Annotated in this window: 13 protein-coding genes and 1 tRNA gene; 9 read left to right on the forward strand and 5 right to left on the reverse strand. The window is 66.2% G+C overall.

The window, feature by feature from the left end; translation table 11 throughout:
- Positions 1-8 precede the first annotated feature (8 nt).
- Together HTS88_RS11190 and HTS88_RS11195 are read left to right on the forward strand one after the other, a co-directional pair.
- Positions 9-1,025, forward strand: coding sequence for a LacI family DNA-binding transcriptional regulator (locus HTS88_RS11190; RefSeq protein WP_174178328.1), 1,017 nt, complete (start codon positions 9-11; stop codon positions 1,023-1,025).
- Entirely contained in the window at positions 1,025-2,080 is a 1,056-nt protein-coding gene (locus HTS88_RS11195; protein WP_174178335.1) for a Gfo/Idh/MocA family protein, read from the forward strand. The genes HTS88_RS11190 and HTS88_RS11195 overlap by 1 nt, the downstream gene beginning before the upstream one ends.
- On the opposite strand, the gene HTS88_RS11200 is transcribed toward HTS88_RS11195, so the two are convergent.
- Positions 2,077-3,204 carry an FUSC family protein gene (locus tag HTS88_RS11200; RefSeq protein WP_174178337.1) on the reverse strand — a complete coding sequence of 376 codons (1,128 nt, stop codon included), beginning with the start codon at positions 3,202-3,204 and terminating at the stop codon, positions 2,077-2,079. The two genes, HTS88_RS11195 and HTS88_RS11200, sit on opposite strands and share 4 nt — an antisense overlap.
- A 264-nt stretch (positions 3,205-3,468) precedes the next feature.
- Here HTS88_RS11200 and pstS point away from each other — a divergent pair, with 264 nt between their 5' ends.
- From pstS to HTS88_RS11225, 5 genes are all read left to right on the forward strand, one after another.
- Positions 3,469-4,590: a phosphate ABC transporter substrate-binding protein PstS gene (gene pstS, locus HTS88_RS11205; protein ID WP_174178339.1), complete on the forward strand. Its 1,122-nt coding sequence runs from the start codon at positions 3,469-3,471 to the stop codon at positions 4,588-4,590.
- A gap of 105 nt (positions 4,591-4,695) precedes the next feature.
- The gene (gene pstC / locus HTS88_RS11210) at positions 4,696-5,625 is read left to right on the forward strand and encodes a phosphate ABC transporter permease subunit PstC (RefSeq protein WP_174178341.1); all 930 of its coding nucleotides are present in this window, start codon (positions 4,696-4,698) and stop codon (positions 5,623-5,625) included.
- Positions 5,626-6,738 carry a phosphate ABC transporter permease PstA gene (pstA, locus tag HTS88_RS11215; protein WP_174178343.1) on the forward strand — a complete coding sequence of 371 codons (1,113 nt, stop codon included), beginning with the start codon at positions 5,626-5,628 and terminating at the stop codon, positions 6,736-6,738. It begins immediately after the preceding gene.
- Between the two features lie 81 nt (positions 6,739-6,819).
- Complete coding sequence (pstB, locus tag HTS88_RS11220) at positions 6,820-7,599, forward strand: phosphate ABC transporter ATP-binding protein PstB (RefSeq protein ID WP_066273199.1); 780 nt, start codon at positions 6,820-6,822, stop codon at positions 7,597-7,599.
- 171 nt (positions 7,600-7,770) lie between these two features.
- On the forward strand, positions 7,771-8,187 hold the full coding sequence (locus HTS88_RS11225) for a hypothetical protein (RefSeq protein WP_246256220.1): 417 nt from the start codon (positions 7,771-7,773) through the stop codon (positions 8,185-8,187).
- 19 nt (positions 8,188-8,206) lie between these two features.
- On the opposite strand, the gene HTS88_RS11230 is transcribed toward HTS88_RS11225, so the two are convergent.
- The 4 genes from HTS88_RS11230 to HTS88_RS11245 all read right to left on the reverse strand — a co-directional run bounded on the left by HTS88_RS11230 (position 8,207) and on the right by HTS88_RS11245 (position 11,503).
- Positions 8,207-8,614: a hypothetical protein gene (locus HTS88_RS11230; protein ID WP_174178347.1), complete on the reverse strand. Its 408-nt coding sequence runs from the start codon at positions 8,612-8,614 to the stop codon at positions 8,207-8,209.
- A gap of 241 nt (positions 8,615-8,855) precedes the next feature.
- Positions 8,856-9,869, reverse strand: coding sequence for an inorganic phosphate transporter (locus HTS88_RS11235; RefSeq protein ID WP_174178349.1), 1,014 nt, complete (start codon positions 9,867-9,869; stop codon positions 8,856-8,858).
- Position 9,870: 1 nt separating this feature from the next.
- On the reverse strand, positions 9,871-10,488 hold the full coding sequence (locus HTS88_RS11240) for a DUF47 domain-containing protein (RefSeq protein WP_174178351.1): 618 nt from the start codon (positions 10,486-10,488) through the stop codon (positions 9,871-9,873).
- A 355-nt stretch (positions 10,489-10,843) separates the two neighbouring features.
- A complete protein-coding gene (locus tag HTS88_RS11245; RefSeq protein ID WP_174178353.1) occupies positions 10,844-11,503 on the reverse strand; it encodes a hypothetical protein in 660 nt (219 codons plus the stop codon).
- A gap of 186 nt (positions 11,504-11,689) precedes the next feature.
- Between HTS88_RS11245 and HTS88_RS11250 the strand changes: the two genes are divergently transcribed.
- Both HTS88_RS11250 and HTS88_RS11255 read left to right on the forward strand, forming a co-directional pair.
- Positions 11,690-11,762: transfer RNA gene (locus tag HTS88_RS11250), tRNA-Lys, on the forward strand.
- A gap of 152 nt (positions 11,763-11,914) precedes the next feature.
- Positions 11,915-12,940 carry a LacI family DNA-binding transcriptional regulator gene (locus HTS88_RS11255; protein WP_174178355.1) on the forward strand — a complete coding sequence of 342 codons (1,026 nt, stop codon included), beginning with the start codon at positions 11,915-11,917 and terminating at the stop codon, positions 12,938-12,940.
- Positions 12,941-13,024: the final 84 nt, after the last annotated feature.

The raw sequence follows: 13,024 nt of genomic DNA on the forward strand, positions 1-13,024 counted from the left end.
CGAACATTGTGAAGCAAGACACCAGCGGAAGCCGGCCGACGCCCACCCTGGAAATGGTGGCCGCGCTGGCCGGCGTCTCCCGTGCCACCGTCTCCCGCGTGGTCAATGACGTGCCGAGCGTGGATGAGGACATCGCCGCCAAGGTGCGCCAGGCGATTCTTGCCGTGAACTACACGCCCAACCGCGCTGCCCGTTCGCTGGCAAGCAGGCGCCCCAACTCGGTGACGCTCATTGTGCCGGAGTCCACTTCCAAGGTCTTCGCGGACCCGTTCTTCGCCTCAGTGGTCCAGGGCGTGGCGCTGTACCTGGCGGACACGGATTACACCCTGAACATGGTCATCGCTTCCGAAGCCAAGCCGGAGAAAACCAGGGCCTTCCTGCTGGGCGGGAACGTGGCCGGTGCCCTGGTGGTGTCCCACCACGCAGGGGACCGGTCCTGGACCCACCTCAGCGATTACATTCCCATGGTGTTCGCGGGCAGGCCGCTGGGCGAAAGCGCCAGCTACTACGTGGATGTGGACAACGAGGCTGCGGCGGCAGGAGCCACCCGGTTGCTCATTGAGAGCGGGCGGACCAATATCGCCACCATCGCCGGCCCCCAGGACATGCCGCCGGGCATCGACCGCGTCAACGGCTGGCGGGCGGCCATGGCCGAGGCCGGGCTGGATGATTCCCGGGTTGAATACGGTGACTTCACCCTGGCCTCCGGGGCCAAGGCCATGCGCCGCCTCCTCGGCAGCGGGAAGCCGGTGGACGGGGTGTTCGTGGCTAATGACCAGATGGCCGCCGGTGCCTACACGGTGCTGCAGGAACGTGGACTGCGCATACCCCAGGATGTGGCCGTGGTCGGCTTCGATGACGATTCGTTCGCCACCTCAGTCAATCCCCAGCTGACCACCGTGCACCATCCGATCATCGAGATGGGAAAGAAGATGGCCGAAATTTTGGTGGACCTCATCGAGGGGAAAGAGACCGCCCGCGTTACGCAGATTCCCACTTCCCTCGTGATCAGGGAGTCCGTCTGATGGCGGGCAGCGGACCAGGCGGCCAGTCGCCGCAGGGCGGCCGGACCCTCCGGTGGGGAGTGGTAGCCACAGGCCGGATCGCGCACAAGGTCACCCGGGACCTCGCCCGCCTTGAAGATGCCCAACTCCATGCAGTGAGTTCGCGCAGCCAGGGCTCGGCGCGGGCCTTCGCGGAAGAACACGGCTTCGCGGCCAGCTACCATGACGGCCCATCCGGATCCGGGTACCAGCAGCTCTTCGCCGATCCCCGGGTGGACGTGGTCTATGTTGCCACGCCCCACGCGCAGCACTTCGAGGTTGTCCGTGCCGCGCTTGAAGCCGGGAAACACGTCCTGTGCGAGAAGCCCTTCACGGTCAACGCCAGCGAAGCCCGGGAACTGGTCCAGCTGGCAGGGGAGCGGAACCTGTTCCTGATGGAAGCCGTCTGGACGCGCTTCCTGCCAGCCACCCGCCGTGCCCTGGAGCTGATCCGCGGCGGCACCATTGGAACGGTGCGCTGGGTCCAGGCTGACCTGGGTTTTCCCGCAGCCTATGATCCCGCGGACAGGCTGTGGGACCCTGCGGCCGGCGGCGGTGCACTCCTTGATCTCGCGGTCTACCCGTTGACCTGGGCGGTTGCGGCCCTCGGCTTCCCTCAACGCCTCACGGCCCAAGGCCACCTGAACCAGGACGGCGTGGATGTCCAAAACACCCTCACGCTCAAGTACCCGGAGGGGGCTGCCGCCCAGCTCACTTCCTCGCTCCAGGCCGCCGGTCCCGGCATGGCAACCATCAGCGGGACCGCAGGCTGGATACGGACCGGGTCCCCGCTCTTTAATCCGCGCACGCTGGAGATCTGCGGACTGGACGGCAGGATCGAGGTGGAGGACTTCCACGAAGAAGCCGAGGGTTTCATTTATGAACTGCGCGAAACAGCCCGCTGCATCCGCGCCGGCCTGCAGGAAAGCCCGCTGATGCCCTGGAATGAAACCTTGCAGGTGATGGAGTTGCTCGACCAGGCCCGGGAACAGCTGGGGCTGCGCTATGCGAATGATCTACGGGAGGCCGGCACCTAGAGCGCGGGCAGCACGTCCCGGGCTTCGCGGGCATCCATCCCGGTGGCCTCCAACAGGTCCACCATCAGCGGCCGGTACAGCATCACCACCGTCTCACCCTCAAGCCGCTGCACCTCCAGCAGCTTGGGATGCAGGCGCAGGGCGATCTCGCTCAGGTCCTGGCGGGCGCTGCGCAGGTGGGCGCGGCGGACGCCGTCGTGCGTTTCCGCCAGCCCCAGCGAGAGCTCGTCAATGGCGGCAGCGGTCTCCTGCAGCACCTCCGCGATGTTTTCTGTCGCCTCATCCGACAACGCCGCGTGGTTGATGGCGCTGGTCAGCCTGCGGGCGAACACCCGGCTGTTCCGCAGCGCCAGGTCGATGAAGTCGAGCGACTGTTTGAGCCGGTCCAGCTCGTCCCGGTGCCTCCTGTAGGCGGGCGCCAGGGTGGCCACCTCCCCGGAAGCACGCAGGGACTGGCGCATCCCGTCCACCAGGGGCTGGCAGTTCCTGCCCCGGATGAGGGCGTGCCACGCCTGGGTGGAGTCGCTGTTGACCAGCGCGCCGGCGCACTCGCGCAGCACCTCGGCGAGCTCATGCAGCAGCTTCTGGACGTCCTTGCGCGGCTCGCGGCGGGGGTCCTTGGGGGCCAGGATTGTCACCAGCAAAGCGAAGAGTCCGCCCACCACGGCATCGATGCTCCTGGTAAACGGACCACCGGACGGTGCAGGCAGCAGCACCACCAGCAGCGACTGCAGGGCCAGCTGGGTGGTGAAGATGTTCCCGCTGTCGAGGAACCTGGCGAGCAGGATGGAGAAAAGAAGCACGACGGCGGCCTGCCAGATTCCGGCGCCCAGCCAGTGCAGGAGCAGGTCGCCCACCGCGATGCCGATGGTGCAGCCCAGGCCCACCTCCAGTACCCGCCGCAGGCGCGGTTCCCGGGAGAAGCCAAGCGCGATCAGCGATGATGTGGCCGCGAAGAGGGGACCGGAGTGGCCCAGCACGTATTCCGCGAAGGCGTAGGCACCCACGGCGCAGACGGTCATCTGGATGGCCGGGATGAGCGAATTCCGGCTCCGGATCATGCCGGTGCGGAAGCGGCCGCGGAGGAACCGCCTGCCTGCTGAGAGTCCTGCTGCGGGAGCCATGCCGTCCAGTCTATTGCTGGCACGCACATTTCCTTTGGCAACTCCTGGGGCGCCGGTGCACTACGGCCGGACATGTGATCTGCGCAATGGTGACCGGGCATTTGTCAGCGAATATCCCGCCGTCGTTAATCCTCCGTTCACTTTGGTCCGCCCGTCCCGTTACCTGCGGAGCCTAACTTCGATGAAGGTACAAAACCTACGCATCGCGCAGCAGGGTTCTCCGTCCCTGTCCGCAACTGAAAAACCCTGGAAGGGGTACATCTAGTGAAGGCACTCCGCTTCGGCCGCCACGCGGCTATCGCTGTTATCGCAGCCGGCGCTCTCGCGCTTACCTCCTGCGGTTCAGACAACGCTACGGGCACCGCCCCCGCAGGCGACCAGGCTTCCTCCGGCCCGAAGGTCACCGGCACCCTCACGGGCATCGGCGCTTCCTCCACCGGCGCAGCCATGGATGCGTGGAAGGCAGGCTTTGCCGCCGCAAACCAGGGCGCCACCGTGCAGTACTCCCCGGACGGCTCCGGCGCGGGCCGCAAGGCCATCATCGACGGTTCGGCGCAGTTCGCCGGTTCGGACGCCTACCTCAAGGACGAGGAGTTCGAGAGCTCCAAGGCCGTCTGCGGGCCCGATGGCGCCATCAACATCCCCGTCTATATCTCCCCGATCGCCGTGGCCTTCAACATTCCCGGCGTCACCGAGCTGAAGCTGGACGCCGCCACCGTGGCCAAGATCTTCCGCGGCGAGATCAGCAACTGGAATGACCCCGCCATCGCGGCAATGAACGAGGGCGTCAGCCTCCCGGACCTCAAGGTCACCCCGGTGAACCGCTCTGACGACTCCGGCACCACCACCAACTTCACCGACTACCTGGCATCCGCGGCACCCGAGGTGTGGACGGACAAGTCCTCCGGCGTCTGGCCCGCGAGCCTCCAGGGTGAGAACGCCAAGGGAACCTCCGGTGTGGTCAAGACCGTCACCGACACCCCGGGCGCCGTCACCTACGCGGACGACTCCGCAGTAGGCGGCAAGCTGGGAACCGCCTCGATCAAGGTGGGCGAGGAGTTCGTCAAGATCTCCGCCGAGGCTGCCGCCAAGGCCGTTGAAGCCGGTGAGCCCGTCGAAGGCCGCGCCGAGACCGACGTCGCCATCAAGCTGGACCGCAAGACCACCGCTTCCGGCGCCTACCCCGTGGTGCTGGTCTCCTACCACGTCGTCTGCAGCGCCTACGATTCCCAGGAAACGGTTGACCTGGTCAAAGCCTTCGAGAGCTACGTAGTTTCCGAGGAGGGACAGCAGGCCGCCGCGGATTCCGCGAAGTCCGCCCCGCTGTCCTCCGCTCTTGCGGAGAAGGCAACCACGGCGATCGAGTCCATCAAGGTCAAGTCCTAACCACCGCTCCACTGCCGGGTTCCCCGCCTGCCGAAAGGCAGTGCGGGGAACTTGGCTTTGGATAATGCTTCCTCCCCTCCCAGCAACCAACCGAAGGGCCGTCGAATGACCGCCACCCCCGTGACAAGTACCGGCGCCGGGCGCGCCGGGGACAAAATCTTCTCGGGCGCCGCGCTGGCCGCCGGCTGCCTCATTCTCGCCGTCCTCTTCGGCGTCGCACTCTTCCTGGTGGTCCAGGCCATCCCGGCGCTCACCGCGCCGGCCGCCGAGATCCAGGGCGGCGAAGGTTTCTTCGCCTACATCTGGCCCATCGTCATCGGCACGCTCATCGCCGCGGTCATCGCGCTGGTGATCGCCACGCCCATCGCCATCGGCGTGGCGCTGTTCATCTCGCACTTCGCCCCGCGCGGGCTGGCCGCCGGACTCGGCTACATGGTGGACCTCCTCGCCGCCATCCCGTCCGTGGTCTACGGCGCCTGGGGAGCTGCTTTCCTGGCCAAGGAAATCTCGCCGGCCTACAACTGGCTCGCCGCGAACATGGGCTGGCTGCCCATCTTCCAGGGACCTGCCTCGGCCACGGGCAAGACCATCCTCACCGCAGGCATCGTGCTCTCCGTCATGGTGCTTCCGATCATCACCTCACTGTCCCGGGAAATCTTCCTGCAGACCCCAAAACTGCACGAGGAAGCGGCGCTCGCACTGGGTGCCACCCGCTGGGAAATGATCAAGATGTCCGTCCTGCCCTTCGCACGCCCCGGCATCATCAGCGCCGTCATGCTGGGCCTGGGCCGGGCCCTCGGCGAGACCATGGCCGTGGCCCTGGTGCTCTCCTCCGGCGCCCTCACCGCCAGCCTGATCCAGTCCGGCAACCAGACCATCGCCGCCGAGATCGCGCTCAACTTCCCGGAGGCCAGCGGGCTCAAGGTCAGCACCCTGATCGCCGCAGGCCTGGTCCTGTTCGTCATCACCCTGGCCGTGAACATGATCGCGCGCTGGATCATCACCCGGCACAAAGAATTCTCGGGAGCCAACTAAATGACCTCCACGCTTACCCCCGTGCGCAGCAAGCGCTCGGCACTCACCAAGGGCCAGCTGCCCAAGTACGCCCCCTACGTGGTCCTGGCCGCAGCGCTGGTCGCCGGCGCCGCGATCCTGGCGCTGGTGGGCTTCAATGCATTCGGCTGGGGAATCGTCTCGGCAATCCTCTTCGCCGTCGGACTGGTGTCCTGGAGCGCTGCCGTTGAAGGCTCCCGCAAAGCCAAGGACAAGCTGGCCACCTGCCTGGTGGTGGGCTCCTTCCTGATCGCCCTGCTCCCGCTCATCTCGGTGATCTGGACTGTCCTGGTCAACGGCATCCCGGGCCTCCTGAACCCCGGCTTCCTCACCACGTCGATGAACGGTGTCACCGGCGTCTATGACAACCGGGCAGTGGAGGAAGGTGCGCCGGTGATCGGTGGCATCTACCACGCACTCTTGGGAACCATCCAGATCACCCTGCTGGCCACCGTGATCTCCGTGCCTGTGGGACTGCTGACCGCGATCTACCTGGTGGAATACGGCAACGACGGCCGGCTGGCCCGCGCCATCACGTTCTTCGTGGACGTCATGACCGGCATCCCCTCCATCGTGGCGGGCCTCTTCGCAGCAGCCTTCTTCTTCGCCGTGGTGGGTCCCGGGACCAAAACCGGTGCCGTGGCCGCCGTCGCGCTTTCCGTGCTGATGATCCCCGTGGTGGTGCGTTCCAGCGAGGAAATGCTGAAGATCGTCCCCAACGAACTGCGTGAAGCTGCGTACGCGCTGGGCGTGCGCAAGTGGCGCACCATCCTCAAGGTGGTGATTCCGACGGCGATCTCCGGCATCGCGTCGGGCGTCACCCTGGCGATCGCCCGCGTTATCGGTGAGACCGCGCCCATCCTGGTCACCGCAGGGTTCGCCACCAGCATCAACTCCAACGTGTTCAGTGGCTGGATGGCGTCGCTGCCCACCTTCATCTACACCCAGATCCTGAACCCCACCTCGCCGGCGAACCCCGACCCGTCGTCGCAGCGCGCCTGGGGTGCCGCCCTGGTGCTGATCATCCTGGTGATGGTCCTCAACCTCGCGGCACGGCTGATTGCCAGGATCTTCGCCCCCAAGACCGGCCGCTGACGGCCGGGCCGCCCCAACCCCTTCCGGTCCTGCGGGCCGGATGCCAGACTTCAATTCATACCCAGTCAGTGAAGGAACAACATGTCTAAGCGCATCGACGTCAAGGACCTGAATGTCTACTACGGCGATTTCCTTGCCGTGGAGGACGTCACCATCAACATCGAGGCCAAGTCCGTAACGGCATTCATCGGCCCCTCAGGCTGCGGCAAGTCCACGTTCCTGCGGACACTGAACCGCATGCATGAGGTCCTTCCCGGTGCCCGCGTGGAAGGCGAGGTCCTGCTGGACGGGGACAACCTCTACGGCCCCGGGGTGGACCCCGTCACCGTCCGCTCGCAGATCGGCATGGTGTTCCAGCGCCCCAATCCGTTCCCCACCATGTCCATCCGCGACAACGTGCTGGCGGGCGTGAAGCTGAACAACAAGAAGATCTCCAAGGGCGAGGCCGATGTCCTGGTGGAACGCTCCCTGAAGGGCGCCAACCTGTGGAACGAGGTCAAGGACCGCCTGGAGAAGCCGGGCTCCGGCCTCTCCGGCGGACAGCAGCAGCGGCTCTGCATTGCCCGGGCCATCGCCGTGGAACCGCAGGTGATCCTCATGGACGAGCCGTGCTCCGCGCTGGACCCCATCTCCACGCTGGCCATTGAGGACCTCATCAATGAGCTCAAGGACCAGTACACCGTGGTGATCGTGACCCACAACATGCAGCAGGCAGCCCGCGTGTCGGACCGCACAGCCTTCTTCAACATTGCAGGCACCGGCAAGCCCGGCAAGCTCATTGAGGTGGGGGACACCCAGACCATCTTCAGCAACCCCGTCCAGAAGGCCACTGAGGACTACGTCTCCGGCCGGTTCGGGTAAAGCCGCCACAGCATGGAGGCGGCCCGCGGGGAGGGGCGCGGAACACTGCGGGGCAGAGCCAAGTTAGAAGTCCGAAAAAGCTGCTGGCCAGAATCGGAAGCATTTAGTACGCTGAACTAGATACTTTGGAAACTAGTAAATAGCATGCTTAGGAGTTTTCCCTTGACGCAGATGGCAACCGGCCGCAGAGGCCACCAGCTTAAAGTTTCCAGGCCCGGAACCGCGAGTGCCGTCCAGCAGAACGATCCCCTTGACCATCTGTACACCGGCGCCCCTGTGTCCTTTGAGGATGCGGGCGCTCCGGTTTCTTTCGCCGACTCCGGCACGGCTGCAGCCCCTGTGCCTGCCGCCGCAACCGGCGCTGCGGACGGGGAGGACTACGTTTCCGCGGTATGGCGCACCAGTTCGTACCTGGAAACTGTCCAGTGGGAGCTGGATGTTGCCCACGAGTCGCTCAGGCAGGCCATCAAGCAGGCGGCGAGCCAAGGGGTGGACCAGGGTGCGCTGCTCCAGGCGGCGAATATGACGCCGGAGGAGCTGGCAGCAGCACTGTTGGACAGCCCTCCTGCATTTCCCGCAGCCACGTAGCTGCTGTAGCAATGTGCTGCTACTCCGGGATTTCCAGCTGGAAGCCGCACCGGCAGCGCAGGACACGGGTGGGCAGGCAGACCATGTTAAGGCTGCCGCCGTTGTTGCTGCTCCGGTAGCAAAGCCTTTCGATTTCCAGCCCCGCATCTTCCAGGGGGAATCCGCAGTGGATGTAGTCATCGCCGAACATGATGACCTTGGCCATCCAGCGGACCTGGTGGAGGGCCGCGGCAACATCCCCCGCGTAGGCGAGGTGCTCGCTGAACAATCCGCAGTCGTTGCAGGTGTAGGAGACGGTGACCAGGTCCCCGTTGGCTGCCCCCATTGCCCTGACGGCATGGATGGTCAGCTGGTGCTCCGTACCGCAGGTTTCGCAGCGCAGCTGGCGTGGCTGGGGTGGGGATTGCCGGGGATTTGAAGTAGACACGATGCCTGCTCTTTTCCACAGTGTGCATCCTGGCCGCCGATATGCTGCAGCGGCGTTGTCCGCGGCCGTGCACCCGGCGGCGGATGGTGGTCCCTTACTGCTGTGTGCCGTTTACTGCTGTGTGGCTATGAATTGCTTGGGACCCACTTTCGAATCTACGTCACCGGAATGCGGCTGTACAGGGAAGGGCGGGCAACCGTAGTGAACCCGTAACCGTAACCAACGTCCCGACCCGGTTCACCTAGCGTGCGAACGGGGTCATCGCCAGCGCCAGCACAAACGCCAGTGCAGCCGTGGCCAGCGGGGTCAGCAGCCAGAGCCCCACGATCCGGATCACCAGTTTCCGGTTCGTGACGGAGAAATGCTGGTTCTCGCCCGCGCCCAGGACTGCCGCCGTCACCGTGTGCGTGGTGGACAGCGGCCAGTGCAGCCCGATGGCGCCCACGAAGAGCATCACCGCGCTGAAGATCTGGGCCACAGAACCCCGCAGGGGATCGATCCGGGTGATCTTGTACGCGATGGTGTGCGAGATCCGCCAGCCCCCGAACAGCGTCCCGGCAGCCATCATGACGGCGGACAGCAGAACCACCCACAAGGGTATGGTGCCGGGATCGGAATATCCTGCCGCCAGCAGGGCCAGGAGCAGCACCGCGCTCACCCGCTGCCCGTCCTGCAGGCCATGCCCAAAAGCCACCGCCCCGGCAGCGATGGCCTGGCTCCTGCGGAAGCGGTGGTTGACCACGTTGGGCTGCGTGTAGCGTGCCGCCCACGTGGCCGGATACACCAGCATGAAGGCGCCGCTGTAGGCAACGAGCGGGGACAGAACCAGCGGCAGCACCACCTGGAACAGCAGGGACTGGTCCACCCCTCCCACGCCGGAACCGCCCACCGCCAGGCTGGCCAGGCCCGCGCCGGCCAGGCCGCCCACCAGGGCGTGCGTGGAGGAAGCCGGAATGCCCCGCCACCACAACAGGATTCCCCAGGCGCAGGCGCTCGCCAGGCCGGCCACCAGGATGCTCAGGCCACCGTTGCCCGGTGGAAGACTGATCCAGGCCTGGCTGACGGCCACGGCCAGGCCGGCGCTCAGCAGGGCGCCCACAAAGTTGAAGAAGGCCGCCAGCAGCACCGCCACGCTGGGGGTGAGTGCCCGGGTCCGCACCGCAAGCGCCACGGACGTGGAGGCATCACGGAAGCCGTTAAGGAAGGTAAACGCCGCGGCCAGCAGGACCACGAAACCGAAGATGACCGGGGTCACCTCAGGATTCCTTGACGATGATGCTGCCCACCTGGGTGGCGATCCGCCGCATGTCCTTGGTGACTTCCACCAGCTGGTTGGCGATGTCCCGGTTGCGGGAATACTGCGCCCATTTCATGTCCGCAATCATGTCCGCCACCCACACCCGGTGCGTCCTCTCGGCGCGCTGGGCAAGGCGGAGGATTTCGATCCAGTAGTCCTCGAGGTCGTCCAAGTTGTTGAGCCGGCGCATGGCGTCCACTGTCAGCTCGGCCTGCCGGCTGATGATCTCCAGCTGGTCGGCCGCACGTTTGGGCAGCCGCTCCAGTTTGTACAGGGCCACCAGCTCGGCGGCCGCGTCCATTTTTTCCATCGCCTCGTTGAGGTAGCGGGAGAGCGCATACATGTCCTCGCGGGGGAGGGGGTTCACGAAGCTTGTGCGCATGTGCGTCAGGAGGGCGAAGTGCAGTTCAGCCGACTTCGCCTCGTGGTTGTGCATGTCCTCCACGAGCTTGCCGTGCTCGGCGGCGGGGACGCCCAGGATTTCCGCAAGGGTGGCACTGGCCAGCACGATCTGCTGGGCCAGCTGCGAAAGGAGGTTCAGCCCGGCGGGCTCCTGGGGAAAAAGGCGCAGCTTCACGTGTTTACCGGTCTCCGGGAAAAGTACAGGGCGGGGGGTTGCTGCCGTGTGACTTGACCCCGGCGGGCAACTGAGCCCCACTCTACCGGCCTGTGGCTGGGCACCTGAAGAACAGCGCGGCGAAGCCCCTGAGAAATGGGCCGGGAGCCGGGCCGGGAGGTGCGGGAGGGAAACCGTCCGGCAGCAGGCATGAAAATGGTGCCGAACCGGATACGCCTCTCGGCGGTAGGCCGCTCTAGGCGGCTAATTGTTGAAGCCCGGGGGTTTCGCGGCTCGGCACCGGTTTCAGTTTTCTACTTTGGCTGGCGCAAGTCAATCTTGACAGATGGGGCCAGGGCGGGGCAGCGGGGCTGATTCAGTCGAGTTCTCCCAGTCGCCACGCGTTCGCGGCGTGCTCCAGGTCCTCGGCGGTCTTCACCAGCTGGTGCGAGTTCCGCGTGAGTTTGCTGGCGTGCGCTTCGTTGCCATGCTCGGCACCGTCGGCGATGGTTGCCTGGCCGAGCGCCACTACCCGGCAGAACGCTGCGGAACGTTCCAGCGCAACGTCGAATTCGCCGTCGAAGGCTCCGGAAAGGATGGCGTCCGCCATGCTCCGCATCTCATCTGCGCCCGGCGGCTCGGCCGCCCCTGCCACCACGTTGGACACCTGGGCGGTGTCCTTGCCGGCCCGGAAGTACACCGAGATGCGTTCCGGGTCCTGGACCGTGGCAGCGCGCAGGGCGTACAGGCGCCACAGGGCGCCGGGCAGTGAACGTGCGGGACTCTCCGCCCACATCTCCGCGATGGCCTCGAGCCCCTGCTCGTCGGCGAGCTTCACCAGGCGTTCGGTGACCACGGGATCGTCGCTGTCACGGCCGTGGCGGACCAGCGCCTGGGCAGCGAGGTGGGCGGCCTCCGAGATGCGCGCGGGATCCGCGCCTCCGGCGAAGGGCTCGAAGTCGACGGGAGCGAAGGGCTTGGGCTTGTGGTGCCGGTTCGCGCCGCCGTACTGGCTGGATCCTGCTTGCTCACTCATGCCCCCACGCTACTCCTGTGCCGAGGCGGAAATCGAGCATCCGCCGCTCCCGCCGCCGCTGGATTCCGCGGCGGGCGGCTGGCCGGGAGCCCCGTGCGAACCCGCCGGAACCATGGGTTAGAGTATTAACGTCCAGAAATGGATTGGGCCGGGTGGCCCGCACATACGCTGCGAACCATCCGGCAGGGGCCTTTAGCTCAGTTGGTAGAGCATCGGACTTTTAATCCGTGGGTCGTGGGTTCGAGCCCCACAGGGCCCACTCTTTGAGAGAAGAGTGGTACGTCCCCGGCATCCTGGCAACAGGACGCCGGGGACGTTTTCTTTTCCCGGACCGGATCCGCGGGCAAGCCCAGAACTCCCGTATCCAGGCCAAACAGGGTATCCGGGCCAACCGGCGGGCAGAATGGGCACATGGCAAAAAGCAGCAAGGGGCGGATGCCGCGCCTGGAAGATGTGGCGGACCGGGCAGGCGTCTCCCACCAGACCGTCTCCCGCGTGATCAACAACCACCCCAATGTCAGCGAAGCGACGCGCGCCAAGGTTGAGGCGGCCATCGCCGAACTGGGGTACCGGCGCAACACCGCTGCCCGGAGCCTGGTGACCCGGCGCTCGCAGACCATCGGTGTCCTGGCCAGCGAACTGTCACAGTACGGCCCGGCCCATACCCTCCTGGGTGTGGAGCAGGCGGCGCGGAACGCCGGCTACTTTGTCAGCATCGCCGCCCTGCGCGAGGTCAGCCGGGATGCCATTGCCGACGCCGTGAGCCACTTCATGGACCAGGCCGTGGACGGGATCGCGGTGCTGGTTCCGCACTCGGACACCCTGCTTGCCCTGGATGAAATGCGGCTGCCCGTGCCCGTGGTGGCCGTGGGGTCCCTCGGCAACAGCAATGTCAGCGGGGCCATGGTGGACCAGCGCCGCGGCGCCCAGCTCGCCGTCGAACACCTTATTGGGCAGGGACACCGCCGGATCGGGCACCTGGCAGGACCCCCGGACTGGATCGACGGTTCGGAACGCGCGGAGGGCTGGCGCGAGGCGCTCCTGGACGCCGGGCTCGGGGACGACCTCCTGCTGCAGGGCGACTGGAGCGCCGGCAGCGGGTATGCCGCCGGCCGGAAGCTCGCCGCCGACCGCCGTGCCACGGCACTCTTCGTGGGGAACGACCAGATGGCCCTGGGCATGCTGCGCGCGTTCGCCGAAGCGGGGGTCAGGGTGCCCGACGACGTCTCCGTGGTGGGCTTCGATGACCAGCCGGAATCGGGGTACTTCACCCCGCCGCTCACCACGGTGCGGCAGGACTTCGAGGAGCTGGGCCGCCGCTGCATGGACATCATGCTCAAGGAGATCGAAGCCGGCGCCGCGGTCAGTTCCACCGTGGTCACGCCGGAACTGGTCCTCCGCGCCAGCACCGCCCCGCCTGTGGAGGCCGCCCCGTAACCGCGGTCATGACGGGTGCCGGTGTCCGCCCCGGTGCCCGGCGCAAAAAATTTTAAAAAGAATTTCCATGCACGTGCATCCAAC

It is taken from the genome of Pseudarthrobacter oxydans (assembly GCF_013314975.1).
Classification (GTDB): Bacteria; Actinomycetota; Actinomycetes; order Actinomycetales; family Micrococcaceae; genus Arthrobacter; species Arthrobacter oxydans.